Source organism: Acinetobacter sp. YH12100, assembly GCF_013419135.1.
GTDB classification, from domain to species: Bacteria; Pseudomonadota; Gammaproteobacteria; order Pseudomonadales; family Moraxellaceae; genus Acinetobacter; species Acinetobacter pseudolwoffii.
The window spans coordinates 131,882-150,573 of record NZ_VPAQ01000006.1 but is presented as its reverse complement, the minus strand read 5'-3'; the positions used below and the strand labels follow the sequence as shown (position 1 = coordinate 150,573).

At 42.7% G+C, this 18,692-nt stretch carries 13 protein-coding genes; 7 read left to right on the top strand and 6 right to left on the bottom strand.

Annotation, left to right across the window (positions count from 1 at the left end; all coding sequences use genetic code 11):
* Positions 1 to 174 precede the first annotated feature (174 nt).
* Both FTU40_RS06285 and FTU40_RS06280 read right to left on the bottom strand, forming a co-directional pair.
* Positions 175 to 1,083: a lysine exporter LysO family protein gene (locus FTU40_RS06285; RefSeq protein ID WP_180040184.1), complete on the bottom strand. Its 909-nt coding sequence runs from the start codon at positions 1,081 to 1,083 to the stop codon at positions 175 to 177.
* Positions 1,084 to 1,151: 68 nt separating this feature from the next.
* Positions 1,152 to 2,651: a flavin-containing monooxygenase gene (locus FTU40_RS06280; protein ID WP_373686049.1), complete on the bottom strand. Its 1,500-nt coding sequence runs from the start codon at positions 2,649 to 2,651 to the stop codon at positions 1,152 to 1,154.
* A 141-nt stretch (positions 2,652 to 2,792) separates the two neighbouring features.
* Here FTU40_RS06280 and FTU40_RS06275 point away from each other — a divergent pair, with 141 nt between their 5' ends.
* The 5 genes from FTU40_RS06275 to FTU40_RS06255 all read left to right on the top strand — a co-directional run bounded on the left by FTU40_RS06275 (position 2,793) and on the right by FTU40_RS06255 (position 9,889).
* Positions 2,793 to 3,800 carry an AraC family transcriptional regulator gene (locus FTU40_RS06275; RefSeq protein ID WP_005097302.1) on the top strand — a complete coding sequence of 336 codons (1,008 nt, stop codon included), beginning with the start codon at positions 2,793 to 2,795 and terminating at the stop codon, positions 3,798 to 3,800.
* Between the two features lie 84 nt (positions 3,801 to 3,884).
* A complete protein-coding gene (zapE, locus tag FTU40_RS06270; protein WP_005097301.1) occupies positions 3,885 to 5,030 on the top strand; it encodes a cell division protein ZapE in 1,146 nt (381 codons plus the stop codon).
* 371 nt (positions 5,031 to 5,401) lie between these two features.
* Positions 5,402 to 7,567: a malate synthase G gene (locus tag FTU40_RS06265; protein ID WP_180040180.1), complete on the top strand. Its 2,166-nt coding sequence runs from the start codon at positions 5,402 to 5,404 to the stop codon at positions 7,565 to 7,567.
* Positions 7,568 to 7,694: 127 nt separating this feature from the next.
* A complete protein-coding gene (locus FTU40_RS06260) occupies positions 7,695 to 9,143 on the top strand; it encodes an aldehyde dehydrogenase family protein (protein WP_081273087.1) in 1,449 nt (482 codons plus the stop codon).
* Positions 9,144 to 9,226: 83 nt separating this feature from the next.
* Entirely contained in the window at positions 9,227 to 9,889 is a 663-nt protein-coding gene (locus tag FTU40_RS06255; RefSeq protein WP_005097295.1) for an SOS response-associated peptidase family protein, read from the top strand.
* 76 nt (positions 9,890 to 9,965) lie between these two features.
* Here FTU40_RS06255 and FTU40_RS06250 read toward each other — a convergent pair whose 3' ends face one another.
* Positions 9,966 to 10,430: a MarR family winged helix-turn-helix transcriptional regulator gene (locus FTU40_RS06250; protein WP_074383241.1), complete on the bottom strand. Its 465-nt coding sequence runs from the start codon at positions 10,428 to 10,430 to the stop codon at positions 9,966 to 9,968.
* 738 nt (positions 10,431 to 11,168) lie between these two features.
* On the opposite strand from FTU40_RS06250, the gene FTU40_RS06245 reads away from it, so the two are divergent.
* Complete coding sequence (locus FTU40_RS06245) at positions 11,169 to 12,692, top strand: TerC family protein (protein WP_005097293.1); 1,524 nt, start codon at positions 11,169 to 11,171, stop codon at positions 12,690 to 12,692.
* Positions 12,693 to 13,267: 575 nt separating this feature from the next.
* Here FTU40_RS06245 and thiM read toward each other — a convergent pair.
* From thiM to FTU40_RS06230, 3 genes are all read right to left on the bottom strand, one after another.
* Entirely contained in the window at positions 13,268 to 14,116 is an 849-nt protein-coding gene (gene thiM, locus FTU40_RS06240) for a hydroxyethylthiazole kinase (RefSeq protein WP_171063326.1), read from the bottom strand.
* A 32-nt stretch (positions 14,117 to 14,148) separates the two neighbouring features.
* Positions 14,149 to 15,309, bottom strand: coding sequence for a hypothetical protein (locus FTU40_RS06235; protein WP_035337723.1), 1,161 nt, complete (start codon positions 15,307 to 15,309; stop codon positions 14,149 to 14,151).
* 160 nt (positions 15,310 to 15,469) lie between these two features.
* Complete coding sequence (locus FTU40_RS06230; RefSeq protein WP_005097289.1) at positions 15,470 to 15,727, bottom strand: hypothetical protein; 258 nt, start codon at positions 15,725 to 15,727, stop codon at positions 15,470 to 15,472.
* A gap of 357 nt (positions 15,728 to 16,084) precedes the next feature.
* On the opposite strand from FTU40_RS06230, the gene pepN reads away from it, so the two are divergent.
* Positions 16,085 to 18,691, top strand: a complete 2,607-nt coding sequence (gene pepN / locus FTU40_RS06225; RefSeq protein WP_180040178.1) for an aminopeptidase N — start codon at positions 16,085 to 16,087, stop codon at positions 18,689 to 18,691.
* Position 18,692: the final 1 nt, after the last annotated feature.

Genomic DNA, 18,692 nt, shown 5'->3' with positions numbered 1-18,692 from the left:
GAGATCCATGCACGCATGGCAGTCTTGAATAAATTCACAGAATTAGGTCGCCCTCATACCCAAGTTGTCTCTTAAATTTGAGTAGCTTAAGGGAACTCAGCCTTTCAAACCTTTATGCAACAAAGCCTCTTTAGAAAAGAGAGATTTAGGGAGATTGAGAAAGCAATAAAGCAATTAAATCGCTGCCAGTACACTCACCATGACTGGTGCTAACAGTGACAAAATAAATCCACTGACCATAGCATGTGGAATAAAGTCATGCCCGCATGCCTGCTTAACCATCGGTAAAGTCACATCCATTGCAGTTGCACCTGCTGCGGAAATGGCCGATCTTGGATATCTCCAGCCCATACAATACATCAGTAAGATGGCAAAAATTTCTCTAAACAGGTCATTCATTAGTGCAATGCTGCCGAGTTCTGCATTTCGAAGCTCGGTCACGACAACGCCTGACATTGAGTAAAATCCATAGCCTTGTGACAGCATGATCAAATCTTTCAGGCCAATCTGTGTGTTCCAGAATGAATACAGCATAACTGCGAATAATGAACCGAAGATACAACCGATTGGAACCAGAAGAATTTTGATATTTAACCAAGAACGATCCAGTGGCGAATAAGCCAGATCTAAACCAATGAAAAACATAAATATCAGTAACAAATGCCAGGTGCTAATGTGCAAGGATAAATCAAACAGAGTCAAGCCAGCATGTAAAAAGTATCCGCCTGCGAGTGCCAAAAAAGCATAACTCATATTCAGTAAGGATTTAATTACCAGATCAAGGGATACTCTGCCTGAACTGGGAAGAAAACCAGCCCACTTGAACAGCAAATAGCAAATAGCAAAAGCACCGAGTGATGTCAGAAAGGCAATGCTGATGGATGTACTCAGAATCTGTAGGGGATGCTGTAATTCATCCACAAGCTGTGAGAATTCAAAGGAAATCACAATCAGTAACACATAGCTAAAATAAGGTAAGAGCTTGAAACAGATTTTAATCATCGATACTGGAATCCGTTTCGCCAAAGCAAAACCGAGTGCCAAACAGAGAAGAAGCTGAAAGATGAGCCAAAGCGATTGCATAAGTTTAATAGATTGAAAAAATTATCTTTAAATTATGCCATCGCTTGATGCTAGATGGTGAAAAGCTTTTAGCTAACTTTATTGAATAATCGATAATCTGCGGTATTGGGTTTCTTGGTTTTCAGCCAGTATTTCCAGGTATAAGTCGGCCATAGGGCAAAATTCTTGCCACCTTCCTGCTGATACCAGCTGACACAGCCAGATTGCCATACGGTCTGTTCAAACATATGTTGCACTTGCTGATTAAATGTATCTTGCGCCTGCTCTTTGACCATAATGGCATCGCTATGTGATTGATCGACCCGCTGCATGAGCTGTAAGATATAGTCAACTTGTGCCTCAATCATAAAAATCACAGAGTTGTGTGCCAATAGGGTATTTGGGCCCAGTAACTGAAATAGGTTTGGGAAACCTTTCATGCAAATTCCATAATAACTTTCAGCCCCCTGTTTCCAGACGTCATTGAGCTGTAGATTATCCAGCCCAGTACATTGAAAATTCTTCATATAGATGCGTGGATCGGTAATGAACCCGGTGCCATAAATCAGACAGTCAATTGGCCGTTCCTGACCATCTTGGGTAATGATGCTATTTTCAGTGAGTTCCTGAATCTTTTCAGTCACCAGTTCTACATTCCTGCGGTTAAAAGTCGGGAAATAGCTATTAGAAACCAGAATTCGTTTACAACCCATGATGTAATCCGGAGTGAGTTTTTGAGCTAACTCAGGATCTTTAATCTGGTATTTGATGAACAGTTCTGCCAGTTTCTGGGTGTATTTCATGATTCCGGGTTTAACGATGGGGATGACCCGCGATTCATTTGACCAATATAAGCGGGCACGGTGCAGTTTTCGGAACCAGTCATATTTTTCAAATAGTGTCTTTTCGAGAGGGTGATAGACACGTTCATCGCGAGGAATGATCCAGGCTGCAGTACGTTGCATGACATAGAGTTGTTTGCATTGTGGGGCAATTTCCGGAACATATTGAATGGCGCTGCCACCTGTGCCAATCGATGCGACATTTTTTCCATTTAAATCATAAGTATGATCCCATTGTGCAGAATGAAAGACTTTCCCTTGAAACTTCTCAATACCGGGGATAGGTGGAATCTGGGGAATATGTAAAGGCCCTGAAGCAAATATGACAAATTGGGCTTCCAGGATAGTTTGATCTTGTAACTGCAATTGCCACAGACAGCGCTCTGCCTGGTAATGCGCTGAAAGGACTTCAGTATTTAAGCGGCAGAACGCACGCAGCTTATAATCGTTTACCAGATCCTGAATATAGGAAAATATCTCGGGTGCTTCGGCATAGCGTTTTGACCAGTTACTTTTCGGAGCGAATGAGAGGGAATATAAATGTGACTGCACATCACAGGCTGCGCCAGGGTACTGGTTGTCTCGCCAGGTTCCACCAAATTCATGGCCTTTTTCCAGCAGAATAAAATCATGGATGCCTTGCTGCTGTAAACGTATTGCCATGGCAATACCGCCAAAACCGGCGCCAATAATGGCGACTTTGGTAAAGGGTGGCGAGCGGGTGGCACTTGTATTTTCCAGCATCATTGCATTCCTTGCTTATTTTAATAAGAGATTATTATCATCATTCACTGATAAAAGATTAGACCTAAAATTGATCTAAACGGCAATAGCAGTACACTTATTTTTATAGTACAACTAAGACTATCACATTGTATTTGTATGGTTATGAAACGTTCTGTTCTCAGTCTGATGTATTTGATTCAAGGTATGCGCAAGGCGGGCATAGACGTCGATCAGAAGCTGCAAAACATTGGACTGCGTGTCGATGCCTTTGATCCTGGCTCGATTATTCATCCGAGTCTGGAACATGATGTACTTAAGGTCGTAGGGCAGGAAATCGAAGCTGAACAGGGATTATTGATTGGCCAGCATTATGCATTGGCAGGTTATGGTCCGTTGTTGATGTTACTGGTTACCAGTCCGACGGTACGTGATGCGCTGCATCAGGTGATCCGCTTTCAACAGTTGACGCATTTGACAGGACAATTGGGTTTGCAACAAAGCGAGCATCATAGCGCGTTGTGTTATCGACCGAAAAATCTGGAAGATGGTCTGGGTGTGTTGCTGGCACAGGCGGAGATTTCGGGAACTTTCAAGTTTATCCGTGATATCTACAAAATGATGGGCCTGTCCAAACCTGATTTACGGATCGAGTTACCATTTGCCCATCCGCAAGAGCCGAATACCTTAAAGGTCTATCATGATTATTATGGGACACAGGTTCAGTTCGATGCACCAAGTGCGGCATTCTGGTTTGATGAAGCAGTTCTGGATATTAAAATTCCGTCTGCGGATACGGTGACCTTTGCGCTGTATGAAGCCAAGTGTTTTGCTGAATTGCAACGTTTGCAACAGGATGAGCAGACACCGACAGTGGTGCAGCGCGTTCAGGATTATCTGGAAATACAAAGTGGTTTGATGCCGAGCATGGCCGAAACTGCGCAGGCGCTAAATATTCCGGAGCGAACCTTGCGGCATCAGTTACAGCAGTGTGATACCAGTTATAAACAGATTCGCGAAGACATTATTAAAGATAAGGCTTTGCGATTGATTGAATATAAACAGTATTCAATTGAAATGATTGCAGAGTTGTTGGGCTATTCCGAGCCGGCTGCTTTTAACCATGCCTTTAAACGCTGGTTTGGGCAAAGCCCTCGGCAATATGTGAAATAGCCTAAGCTTGTTTATGCCAAAGTGTTATAGTGTGTTGATTAAACTCCGCTATAATTAAATTGATCCCAAATAGTACGAAACTCTATGTCCGATTTTAATTCACAGCACAGCACCGCCTTTAGTCCGATTTCTCCTGCAGAACGTTATGCACAAGCAATATCTTCGGGACAGTTTATGCCTGATGATGCACAGGCAATGGCAGTACATGAACTGAATCGTGTCTGGCTGGAATTGATTCAGCGTTTTAAGGCCTCGAAAAAAGCCTTTCGCCGTTTTCGCCGTCAGACTTCTCCCAATGGCGTGTATATGTGGGGTGGTGTGGGTCGTGGCAAAACCTGGTTAATGGATCAGTTTTATGATTCGATTCCATTTCGCCGTAAAACCCGGATGCATTTTCACCACTTTATGCAGCATGTGCATCGTGAATTAAATAAGCTCTCTGGGCAGCGTAATCCGCTGGATCTGGTCGCGGATCAGATTTATAAAGACGCGGTGATTATCTGTTTCGATGAGTTCTTTGTATCCAATGTCACCGATGCCATGATTCTGAGTGATCTGTTCCAGAAACTATTTGAACGCGGGATTACTTTGGTTGCAACTTCGAACATTGCCCCAGATGGTTTGTATAAAAACGGGATTCATCGTGACCGTTTCCTGCCGACGATTGAACTGGTCAAGAAAAACTGTGTGGTGTTAAACGTCGATGCCGGCGTCGATTACCGTTTACGCGTATTAAAACAGGCGCAGTTATTCAAATTCCCATTAACCCATGATCATAAAAACTGGATTGCGCAACGTTTCAGCGCTTTGACTCAGACGCAAACCTGCTCTGAAGAGCCGATTATCATCAATAACCGTATTGTGGAAACTGTGTCACATACCGAAGATGTATTGTGGTGCGAGTTTTCTGAGCTGTGTCTAAAACCACGTAGCCCGGCTGACTTTATTGAAATTGCCAATATTTATAATACGGTTTTAGTCAGTAATGTGCCGCACCTGACCGATTTCCTCAATGATGGGACGCGCCGTTTTATTTATCTGGTCGATGAGTTCTATGACCGTGGTGTCAAACTGTTATTGACCTCGGAAGACAATATTATTGATATTTACCAAGGTGAAAAACTGGTCTTTGAAATTGAACGGACGCGTTCACGTTTACTGGAAATGCAGTCGGATGAATATCTGAATTCTGAACATCGTCAGATTCAGAAAACTATCTCGAGTGAGTAGGAAGCAGAATAAAAGCGCTGGTCATTGACTGGCGCTTTTTTATAAAAATAAGCAGGTAATTGATCGACAACTAGGGCCAAACATGGCTTAATCTTGATCTAAATATGATCGTGTATAACTAGAATGCATAATTTTTACTCGAAAATCTGAACTTAAGTCTAATTTCTACATTTCGAAAACTTTATACACTGTCATTAGGGTATTTAGCAGAATGATATCTCAATGCGGCTGAGCGACGTCTGATATGTTTATGAGGGTACTCATATTATGAAAAATGCTCAGTATTTAGCAATTTGATAATACTATTCAGCTAGATTTTAATCGGTATACTAGAATCTCTTGTATAAAAAGTAGCAATATCAGGAAAGACAATGACTGCACGTATTCAAAAAGGCAAGTTAGCGATTGCTAAAGAACTTTACGATTTTATCGAAAATGAAGCACTACCAGGTTCTGGTTTGGATAGTGAAACTTACTGGAAAAACTTTGAACAAGTCGTTGTTGATCTTAGCCCTAAAAATAAAGCACTTTTGGCTAAGCGTGATGACATTCAAGCGAAAATCGATGAATGGCACCGCAATAACACATTTGAATTACAAGCTTACAAAGCTTTCTTGACTGAAATTGGCTACTTGTTACCAGAAGTAGAAGATTTTCAAATCAGCACTGAAAATGTAGACGAAGAAATTGCCGTATTGGCCGGCCCACAGCTGGTGGTACCGGTACGTAATGCACGTTACTGCCTCAACGCAGCCAACGCACGTTGGGGTTCTCTCTACGATGCACTTTATGGTTTCGACGTGATCTCTGAAGAAGATGGCGCGGAAAAAGGTAAAGGCTATAACCCGAAACGTGGTGAGAAAGTTGTCGCATTTGCGAAAAACTTCCTTGACGAAACTTTCCCATTGGCACAAGGTTCACACGCAGACGCAACTCAATATGCAGTTGATGGCAACGCACTGGTTGTAACATTAAAAGATGGTTCTACAACGACTGTTGCGGATAGCGCTAAATTTGTTGGCTTCAATGGCGAAGCGTCAGCACCGACTGAAATCGTATTTAAAAATAACGGTCTGCACGTTATTGTGCAAATTGATGCAACGAGCCCGATTGGCCAGACTGATGCCGCTGGCGTAAAAGACGTAGTTCTTGAAGCTGCAGTTACCACCATTCAGGATTTGGAAGACTCGATTGCAGCGGTTGATGCTGAAGAAAAAGTGGAAGGCTATCGTAACTGGTTAGGTCTGATGAAAGGCACTTTAGAAGAGTCCATTCAGAAAAATGGTAAAACAGTTACCCGTACACTGAATGCAGACCGTACTTTCAAAAATGTGGAAGGTGGTGAAACCAAGGTTCATGGTCGTTCATTGATGTTGCTGCGTAATGTCGGTTATTTGATGACAAACCCTGCCATTTTGGTCGATGGTGCAGAGATTTTTGAGGGCATCATGGATGCCTTGATTACACCATTGTTGTCTTTTGCCGACATCAAAGGTGAAAATACCATCAAGAACTCGCGTCAAGGTTCAATGTATATCGTTAAACCAAAAATGCATGGTCCTGAAGAAGTGGCATTTGCCGTTGAATTGTTTGAACGTGCGGAACAGGTACTGGGTTTGCCTGCAAAAACTTTAAAAATCGGGATTATGGATGAAGAGCGCCGTACTTCTGTAAACCTGAAGAACTGTATTGCACAAGCCAAAGACCGTACTATTTTCATCAATACAGGCTTCATGGACCGTACCGGTGACGAAATCCATACCTTTATGGAAGCAGGCCCATTCGTACGTAAAGGCGAAGTCAAAGGTCAGATCTGGTTCCCGGCTTATGAAAACCGTAACGTGATGATCGGTCTGCAAGCAGGTTTACGTGGCAAAGCGCAAATCGGTAAAGGCATGTGGCCAAAACCAGATATGTTGCTCGACATGTATAAAACCAAAACTGAACATCCGGAAGCAGGTGCGAGCTGTGCATGGGTGCCATCACCAACAGGTGCGGTAATTCACGCGATTCACTATCATCAGATTAATGTTGCGGATCGTCAGCAAGAGTTATTGGCAACTGAAGCCTTGTCACTAGATGACTTGTTAACGCCACCATTAGCAACAGACACTAACTGGTCTGAAGAAGAGAAAACCAAAGAACTTGAAAATAACTGTCAGGGGATCTTGGGTTATGTGGTTCGCTGGGTAGACTTAGGTGTAGGTTGTTCTAAAGTACTCGATATCAACGATGTCGGGTTAATGGAAGACCGTGCGACTCTACGTATTTCTTCACAGCACGTGGCGAACTGGTTGCGTCATGGTGTGGTAAGCCGTGAGCAAGTAGAAGAAGTGATGCAGCGTATGGCGAAAATTGTAGATCAGCAAAATGCCAATGATCCGTTGTATACGCCAATGTCTGCAGACTTTGCCAACAATATTGCATTCCAGGCAGCGTCTGACCTGATCTTTAAAGGTGGTGAACAGCCATCAGGTTATACCGAGCCACTTTTACATGCAGCACGTTTAAAGTTAAAAGGTTATACAGGTGACTAATCCCGTCTAACTTAAAAAAGCCTCTTCGGAGGCTTTTTTATTGTCTAATGGTAAGCGGCTGTCTTTCTGACTAGAAATTTTTCAGTTGAACTCTTAAAGTGGAGCAAAGCTTGCGAGGAACAATAAAATGATGACGGTATATCAGGACTTAGACCAGCAGTTTATTCATGGTCAGTGGCAACATGGAACTTCAACCAAAATCATAAAAAATATCAATCCTTTTACCCAAACCGAAATTATGAGTCTTGCAGCTGCCAGCTCTGTCGATGTAGACAGTGCGTATACGGCAGCAGAACAGGCTTTTCAACAGGGTGTTTTGAATTCCATTGAAGTCCGTAAAACAGTATTGCAAAATTTAATTAATATTATTCAGCAGCGCCGTGCAGAAATCATTGACTGGCTGATTATTGAATCAGGCAGTACGCGCATTAAAGCCGGCCTTGAGGTAGATGCTGCCTTGGGGATTATTCACGAAAGTCTGGCATTTCCAGATCAGCTGAAAACTGAACAGCTCGAAAGCAAAGATCCAGTACGGAAAAGTTTGGTCTTGCGTAAACCTTTAGGCGTGATTGCAGTCATCAGCCCATGGAACTTTCCATTTCATCTGTCCTTGCGTTCAGTGGCGACAGCGATTGCCTGTGGCAATACGGTTGTCTTGAAACCAGCCAGTGATACGCCGGTGACTGGCGGTACATTAATCGGGAAATTATTTGAAGAAGCCGGTTTGCCTCCGGGTGCATTGAATATTATTGCCGGTGCTGGCAGTGAAATCGGGGATTATTTTGTCGAGCATTCAGTGCCAAAAATGATTTCATTTACCGGCTCGACTGAAGTGGGGAAAAGTGTCGGCAGTAAAGCTCTGGCCAGTTCCAGAATCAAACGTTTGGCACTGGAACTGGGCGGCAATGCACCCTTGGTGATTCTGGATGATGCCGACCTTGATCTGGCGGTTGAACTGACCTTGATGGGGCGTTTTATGCATCAGGGACAAATTTGCATGAGCACCAATCGGGTTGTTATCGATGCATCTATTCATGATGCTTATGTGGATAAGCTTCTGGATCGAGTCAAAATGATTCCAGTGGGCGATCCGAATCTGGAAGATACCATCATCGGGCCGATCATTAATCGGAGTCAGGTCAAAAAGCATCAACAGATCATTCAGACAGGCAGCGAGCAGGGCGCACAGCTGGTATATGAGGGCGGAATTGAAGGAAATCTGGTCTATCCGCATATTTTCATTAACGTCACAGCCGATTCTGATTTAGCACAACAAGAAAGCTTCGGTCCGATTTTACCGATCTTAAAAGCACGTGATGAGGCCCATGCTTTAAATCTGGCCAATGCAACAGAGTTCGGTTTGTCCAGTGCAGTCTGTACATCAAATATCGAACGCGGCAGCACTTTTGCGGCACAACTGGATATTGGCATGACCCATATTAACGGGATCAGTGTTGCAGATCAGTCGAATGCACCCTTTGGCGGCGAGAAAAACTCAGGACTCGGACGTTTTAATGGTCGCTGGATTTTTGAGGAGTTTACCCGGACACACTGGTTGACCATACCGAATTCATGATACTCAAATCTATATCAATATTACAGGTTTGGCTCAGACATCAGGTTATAATCGAGTGGTCGAATGATTTACATTAATCCGCCATGTGTGCCAACTTTAAACCTTTAAGCTTAGAACAATTGCATAATCTGGGGTTGCCCGAAATTCCCTTTGAATATCCGGAAGAGGTCTATCCCAATTATGCTACACCGCTGTTATTTCATTCAGCTCAAGGACTGGAATGGCGGTCGGTAAATTTTGGCCTGATTCCAAAATGGGCAGAAGATAAAAGTATAGCTACCAAGACCTATAACGCCAGAAATGAAACTTTATTGCAAAAGCCAACCTTTGCTGAAGCCACTGCCAAATGTCATTTTGGGGTCATTCCTGTTGCCGAGTTTTATGAGTCCAAATATTTTGACAATAAACCACAGCGTTGGGGTATAAGACGTCAAGATGGTCAGGCGACTTTTATTGCGGCAGTATATGAGATTACACGAGTACAAGGGGAAATTGTGCGATCTGCCAGCATGATCACCATGGATGCCATTGACCATCCGATGATGAAAGAATTTCATGAGCCTGGAAATATCAAACGTTCGGTGATCGTAATTCCGCATGAGCGACTACAAGAATGGCTGACACTGAGTCATCCGGATATTCGGAGTTTTGTACACGGCTTTCCGGAAGAAGAGTTTGAATGTTCACATGTCCCCAAAGAAAAAATCAAAAAAGCCAGCCCACAACTGAACTTTTTTGATTCTTAGAAAGCTCCGGTGAATTATTTATTATTGAAAGTATGCCAATTCGCCAGCGTCTATTTAAAAATAAAAAGTAGGACTTTTAACGAGCCAGGTTTTTAAAAATATGACGTAAACTTTCCATGGTTTTTTCAATTTGCAAAGGCGTCAAGCCTTCAAATGACTGCTCTAGTACTATATTGGTCAGATCATTGATCTTATGTGTCATTTGCATGCCTTTTTCGGTCAAAAATACCCGGGTAATTCGTGCATCATCTTCACATGAATAAGTCTCAACCAGACCTTCATCTTTTAAGCGATAAACAATTTTAGTGGTGGTCGACATTTTAGATACGACCATCTCTGATAAGTCGGATACACTCGCACGCGGTTTGGATTTTAAGGCAAGAAGGATACGGCGGCGCGAATTGTCGACACCATATTTTTTAAGTGCGTGATCGACATTAAGTACATATTGAGCATGAACCTGAGTAACCCAATAATAGGGAAAGTTTTCTAAATTAAATTCTTCCGTACACGGTAAAAATTTTGCATATTTCTTAGTCATGAAATGTTCCTTGTATTTATTTTTCTAGGGCCCGTCCATTTTATGAAAAAGTTTATGCATGTTTCAACCTTTATTTTAAAAATGTTAAAGAGATTGCACTTTTTAGTTTTTCTTAATAGCCCCAGAAGTCGAGCAGTTCTGCATATGCGCTGATTCAGGACAGAGAATGGCCATTTTAAATCGGATGAAAGGCAATAATATTTTGTGTAAAATTAATACTTAATTGTATATTTCTGAGGCGGAATCATTTTCCGCAATCGTTTGTCATTCGACAGCATGATTCGCTTATCGGCCAAAATGCAATCACTCTGATTTTAATCAACCAGACAATTTTGCTGATGGATCTATGCAGTTATGCGGAGGAATTTCCCCATCAAAAAATTCAAGCCCTATTTTAACTGATTGCTTTTTTAATCGGTATATATTTGATGGCTGAATTTTTAGTTCACTTTAAAAGTGGTTGAGCTAATGAATGGTAATTATGCATATTTTTAATTAAAGTAAAATAATTTGTGAAGAAAAAATTAAGTTTAATGCGTTTTATACACACTGATTAATGAAAAAAGTCTAAGGAAAATCATAATCATGTAATTTTTTTATAAATTAATACATTACAAAATACTCAGTTTATGCATAATGGAATGGTCTTAAGTTACATAGGTTAAATTTAATGGATCCCTCGCCGTGCGTTGATCTTCCATCTCTATTTCTAGCTTACTCGAACGGGGTAGTTCTCTAATGGAATTTTTATTAGATCCCGGAATTTGGGTAGGTTTAATTACTCTTATTATTCTTGAAATCGTTTTAGGTATTGATAACCTAGTCTTTATTGCCATTCTGGCTGAAAAACTTCCTCCTGAACAACGTGATAAAGCTCGTGTCATCGGTCTTTCACTCGCATTATTGATGCGTCTGGGCCTGTTGTTTGCCATTGCTTGGCTGGTCACTTTGACTCAGCCGCTGATCACCCTGTTTGACTGGACCTTCTCTGGTCGGGACTTGATCTTGTTATTTGGTGGCTTGTTCTTGGTGTATAAAGCCGTCACAGAGTTACATGAAAAGATAGAAGGTAAGCCTGAAGTCAAATTGACCACTAAGGTGGTTTATGCAAGTTTCACTGCTGTTGTTGCCCAAATTGTGGTTTTAGATGCTGTATTTTCTTTAGATTCAGTGATTACTGCAATTGGTATGGTCGACAATATTTACGTCATGATGGCTGCAATGATTGTTGCGATGGGTGTAATGCTACTGGCATCGAAACCATTGACCAGTTTTGTAAACCGTCATCCAACCGTGGTGATTCTGTGTCTAAGCTTCCTGCTTTTGATTGGTATCAGTCTGATTGCAGAAGGTTTTGGTTTCCACATTCCAAAAGGCTATATCTATTCGGGTATTGGTGTCGCAATCTTGATCGAAGCGTTCAACCAGTTCGGCCAGCGTAATGCAGCAAAGCATGAATCTAAGATTCCTTTGCGTCATCGTACGGCTGATTCCATTTTGAAGTTAATGGGCGGCAAGCTGGAAACCACTGATACTGACAAAAATGAAGCTCAAGAAGCCTTTGCAGATGAAGAACGTTACATGATTGGCGGGGTATTGACCCTTGCAGAGCGTTCAGTCGCTTCGATCATGACACCGCGCAGTCAGATTTCATGGGTCGATCTAGAGGATAGCCCGGAACAGATCCGTGAAAGAATTCTATCTGTTCCCCACAGCCTGTTTCCGGTATGTCGTGGCAGCCTGGATAAGGTGATTAGCATCGTACGTGCCAAGGAATTACTGGATGTGCTGGAAGAACCGGAAGAGTTAAAAGCCCTGATCAAACGCCATCGTCCAATTTATATCTTTGAAAAGATGAAAGTTATTGATGCGATTAATACTTTGCGTACCTCTAAAGGCTCTTTGGTCTTGGTGAGCGACGAGTTTGGTAATGTACAGGGTCTGATCTCACCACTAGATGTATTTGAAGCCATTGCCGGTGAGTTCCCGGATGCAGACGAACAACTTGATTTGGTCAGAATTGACGATTCCCACTGGATCGCTTCAGGTATGCTGGATCTGTATCAGCTTGAGCTTGAACTCGGCATGATTGATCTGATTGATGAAGATGCTGGTTATATCAGTGTTGCGGGTCTGATTTTGGATAAAACCAACAGTGTGGTCGAAGTCGGTACTGAATTGGATTATCAAGGTGTACAGTTCAAAGTCACTGAAATTGAAAGCAATCGTATCAAATCAGTCAGTATTCATTACGCGGCTTAAACACTTGCTTTGTTCAAATCTTGAAGGTCAGTTGCTCTAGTGGCAGCTGACTTTTTTTAATGCATCTTTTCTCAATTGTCCTTATTAAAACAAAGTGAGGTCATTGTTCAGACAGATTTTTTATCATTCGATGCAGACTATCACTCAAGTTGGATATTGAGCTGAATGGCTTGATATTGCACTAGAGTTTTAAGTCTAAAAGCCAGATTCGTAATGCAGCATAAGCAGAATCACATACTGGATATTGATCAATAGAGCCTGTTAATTAAAGCTTAAAAGTAACATTCAAATCCTGCTGAATAATTAAATTATAATTCACATGATTTCAGCTGGGATCATGTGAAAACAGATCAAACAAAAGTTTGATTCCTTTGGTGGAAATCGGTAGTTAAGTTACATTAAGTTATATGAAGCCTACTCAGTTAACCACCGATCATGCTCAAAATAGTTTCAGCGTAGGATTCAGAAGCAACCTATCTCTTCAGAAATTAGTAGAAGATGTGAGCGATGTACAGCTAAAAGTGGGGTGTCAGGTCTATGCAAACCTGCAAACACCCCTTAAAGCTGCTAGCAAACTAAACTGCTCCCGGCAAAATTTGAAAGTTGGCGTATTGTCGAATGCTTTCAGTATTAAGTTGATGGACTTCATCCAGAAAAGCCACATTAAAACGGCCAAGCTGTGGCGCACGTTCAAAAGCCCGTTGACCTGCAATTGCAAAATGCACATGTGCAGCGAGTGCTGCGATTGCGGGAGAACTTACAGCACTATAGGCTGCAATCAGTGCACCAAGTGCACAACCGGTGGCCGTGACTCGCGGTTGTAAATATGATCCGCCTGATACCTGTATTACCGGATAATCTCTGGAAATGATGTAATCAGATTCACCGGAAATCGCGACACAGTCACAATGCGCCAATAAGCTTTGTGCCTGTAAATAAACATCGGCACTATTGATGGTACTGTCCACACCTTTGGATTCGATCCGCTTGCCGGCCAAAGCACCAATTTCAGAGGCATTGCCCCGTAAAATTGTCGGATGGGAATTGAGTAACTGATCTACCGTATTCGAGCGCCAATGCAGTACCGTTCCATAACCAACCGGATCCAGTACCCACGGTTTTTTCAGACGATGTGCCGTTTCCGCAGCAATGTGCATGGCCTGTACTTGTTCGGTGGTCGGTGTACCCAGATTGAGATTGATCGCAGCTGCAATTTTGGCAAAGCTTTCGGCCTCAAAAGGATTATCGATCATGGCGGGGGAAGCATTGGCAGCCAGCACCACATTGGCCACATAATTACTGGCCACGGCATTGGTCATGATATGTACCAATGGCTGATGTTGCTGTAACTTTAACCATGCCTCGCAGATTTGATCCAGAAGCGTGTGCTGTAGTGCTTGCGTAGAAGTATTCATAATGATCATCTGTCAAAAAGGAATCTAAGTCGTATCTTCGCTCAGCGGGTAAAATAATGGTCCTGATGCTTACAGCTACGGCAGAACAGGCTGACATAGTCACTGGCATCATAATCCACCGAAAGTTCCTGTGAACCGCAGTGCATACAACGTTTCTGCGAATAAAATTTCAGGCGCGGTTCAATTTTATGCCATGAGCGCCAGACCGGCTGAAAGAAAATATTCTCATCATAACCCAGGAAGCGATAAAACAGGATTTCACTCATCTTGCTGAAGGCCAGTTGTGGCGGGCGTGGCAGGGTAGAGGTTTCCCATTTTTCCGTGACAGAACGTTCCCGATACTGTTGTAAGGTTTTTTTCAGCAGATTGGTATTAATAAAATTTTCATTGCGTGGCTTAAGCGCTTTTTGCTTATATAGATATTCCAGTGCGGTCTGTACCAGATAATAAATCTGTCCCACTGCCAAGACATCTAAAAGGCGATAGCAAAAGGTCTGAAAGCTCTGATTTCCGGCAATCTGCACATTCCAGCTACGACAGTAAAATTGCGCAAACTGAATGATCTCCTCATATAGCAGACAATACAGGGCATCTTTGACTTCATCTGCACTTTTAAAGGGCACACCTTGACTCAGGTTCTGATAAAACCAGTTGCGTAGTTGCTGGGTAATGCTGAACAGGCTCGGTTCAGAATAGCCATCCAGACGTACATTAATATAATAGTGCTGATTTTCCTGTTGCACATCTTTGGGAATTAAAATCTGTTCTCTGAGCATATTTTTGATCAGACCATGTTGAAACAGATAGTTCGGACTGATGGAAAAATAGCGAATATGATGCCAGTCGATATATTCGCGGTGCTGGCTATATTCCTGTACTTGTTCATCTAAAATCGAAAGTAAAAACAGTTTATTGATAAAACTGAGCTGATTGAGCTCAGGAACCGGCCGGTCCTGTTTTTTATGATAGAGACGATTTTCCTGTAAACGGACTTCCTTGAGCATGCGTTTACGCTGGGCCAGACACTGTGCGCAATAACAATTATTTTTTTGATCTGGATGAAGCTGATGTTGGCAATGGCTGCATTCATGGTAACTCATCTCCTGATCATACTGTTCCGCCTCAATCCAATACATCGATGCCTTACATAGCGGGCAGTGGGTGCTTTCATCAAGCTGTTTTTGCAGAACACTGAATACCATGGGCGCGAGCAACTTTAGAATGGACGGGCATTTGATTATACACCGCTGATGCGAGGCAAATGTAGTTGACTGATGCTATTTTACGTCAGCAAAAAATACACGCGCACATGAAAAGAGCTACCGAAGTAGCTCTGATCTTAAAAACATGAAATGACGGGTTTTAGACTGGGCATGGTAAGGTTTCGTCTTGCTGTCCGCGATGTTTGGCGTGAATTAAGGCCTGAACTTTTTTAGAGGGCACTTTCTTGGTACCGAGGGCATCGTAGCTGTTGAGAATGGCAGTCACTTCATGGGCCTGAAGCGGAATACCTTCACAGCTCATCAAGAGTGCAATGACTTTATGGTCAATATTGGCCTGATCCAGTGTTTGCAGGGTTTTGATATTTTCCATTCGTACAATATGTTTTTTTAAGTACATGGCTCACCTCATGGTTATCATTATTCTTTAATTTTAAGGGCGGGGAAATACAGCTTAACTCTAGCAAGAAGTGTGCTTATTTTTTAATCTGTATTTGTGAAGTGTAATTTGGATATAAATATATATCTTTAAATCAAAGATTTATAATAATGTAAGAAATTATGATTCTGGCTGTTTATTTGGCATAGATATTTCTTAAGCTTAATCGAATGCTGCACAATTAGGCAAAATGCATTGAAAGTGGTGCGTACAATGCCCATATTAGAGCGAACAATACAAATGCACAGACAGCGTTTAAAACTTGGCGTATGATTTTGACATGAACAATGTCGAATAAGATAAAGATTAGGACAGGACATGAATATTGCGGCAAACCCGGTGATCGAAGCGGATCAAACCATTTATTTAAAAGACTACCAAAAACCCTCCTTTATCGTCGATTCTATCGAGCTGAATATTCAGGTCTATGCGGATCATACGCTGGTCAGCAGCAAACTGCAGATGCAGCGTCAAACTGCCGGTGATCTGGTCTTGCTCGGACGAGATCTGGAACTGCAATCGATTCAGTTAAATGGTCAAATACTCAATGCCAGTGACTACAGTCTGGATGCTGAGCAACTGGTCATTGCCAATGCGCCTGATCAAGTGTCGCTTGAAATTGTGGTTAAAATCCATCCTGAAAGTAATACTATGCTGGAAGGTTTATATCAGGCCAGTTCAGATCTGTTTGTAACCCAAAATGAGCCAGAAGGTTTCCGTAAAATTACCTTCTATCCAGACCGTCCGGATGTGTTGTCGGTCTTTACCACACGTGTCGAAGCAGACAAGAAATATCCTGTTTTACTCGCCAATGGTAACCTGCTGGAAACCGGGGAAGTTGATGCCAACCGTCATTACGCCATCTGGCAGGACCCGACCAAAAAGCCAAGTTATCTCTTTGCCTGTGTCATTGGTGATCTGGCGGTGATGAAAGATTCCTATGTTACGTCAGAAGGCCGCAATGTGGCACTGGAAATCTATGCAGAAGAAAAAGATATTCCAAAATGCAAGATTGCCATGGAAGCGCTAAAACATTCCATGCGTTGGGATGAAGAGCATTATGGCCTGCCATATGACCTCGACAATTACATGATCGTGGCGACCAGTGCATTTAATATGGGTGCCATGGAAAACAAAGGGCTGAATATCTTCAATACCTCATGTGTGCTCGCCGATGAAGAATTTACCACTGATGCTGCGATCATGCGGGTACAGTCGGTGATTGCCCATGAATATTTTCATAACTGGACTGGTAACCGGATTACCTGTCGTGACTGGTTCCAGTTATGTCTTAAAGAAGGTCTGACGGTATTCCGTGACCAGTCTTTCTCGGAAGATTTACAGTCGGCTGCGGTACAACGTATTGATGATGTAGCAGTTCTGAAAGCACATCAGTTCCCGGAAGATTCAGGGCCGCTATCACATCCGCCGCGTCCAGATCATTTTGTAGAAATTAACAACTTCTATACTGCCACTGTTTATGAAAAAGGGGCTGAAATTAACCGCATGATGGCGACCTTGCTCGGTAAGGAAAAATTCCGTCAAGGAACCGATGAATATTTCCGCCGTCATGATGGTCAAGCAGTAACAGTTGAGGATTGGGTGGCTGCACTGACAGCAGGTTCAGGTGTGGAGCTTTCAAACTTCCTGACCTGGTACAATCAGCCGGGTACACCTAAACTTCAAGCAAAAGCTGAATATGATGTAGAGACACAAATCTATCGCCTCAGCTTGAAACAAAGCCTGAAAACCCATGCTAAATATCCAAATCTGAAAGCCGTACCCATTCCAGTCGCTTTGGCATTGTTTGATGCTGAAAGCGGTGAGCAGTTAACGCTGAACTCTGAGGCACTCTTTGAAAATGGCGTCAAAGATGGGGTATATCTGTTTGATCAGGATGAAGCCACGATCGAATTTAGCGGTGTGACAGCAAAACCGGTAGTGTCCTTGCTGCGTAATTTCTCTGCACCAGTGAATCTGGACTTTGACTATTCAGAAAAAGAACTGGCTTTCCTGTTGCAATATGAAACGAATGGTTTTAACCAGTGGCAAGCAACTCAAACTTTACTCGAGCGTATCTTGCTGGATGATCAGCCTGCGGATATTTATATCGCGGCGATGTTGAATACCTTGCCGGGTGTGATTGAAAAAGATCCGCTGTTGGCATCACGTCTGTTTGATGTGCCGTCTGAAGGTTATTTGGGCAGCCGTATTGATCAGGACTATAATCCGGTCATGATTCAGGAAAAGCGTGAGGCTTTGCTGCATACGCTGGCACGTGCCTTTGGTGAAACAGCCAAAGAGACGTATCTTGATCTGGATCCTGATCTGCAATCTGAATTCTCGCAAGCGATGGGTGTACGTGCTTTAAGAAACATCATGTTGACGATGATCGCCCGTCAGGGAGATGCATCTGCCTTTGATTTGGCTTATGAGCAATATCACACGGGGAATATGTCTGAACGTTTGGGTGCACTGAAAGTCTTGGTCTGGAATGATGCACCACAAGCACAAGAAGCTCTAGCCGATTTCTACAGCCGCTTTGAAGATGAAGCCTTGTCTTTAGACCAATGGTTTATGGTTCAGGCAGCCCATCCAAAAGCAACCGATGCAACCATTGCGTATCTGACCCAGCATCCAGATTATGATCTGGCGGTGCCTAACCGTATTCGTGCAGTCAGTGGTGGTTTGAATGCCAACCCAGTCAATACCTGGAGCTTTGGCGTACAGCATTTTATTGGTCTGGCGAAATATCTGGACGAGAAAAACCCGATTGTAGGCTCACGTTTGCTACAGGTATTGTCACGCTGGTATACCTTGGCAGAACCGCAACGCAGTGAAGTGAAAGCACAGCTTGAAACCTTAAAACCACTGGTTAAATCTAAAAACGTGTCTGAGACACTCAATAGTATGCTCAGCGTATAAC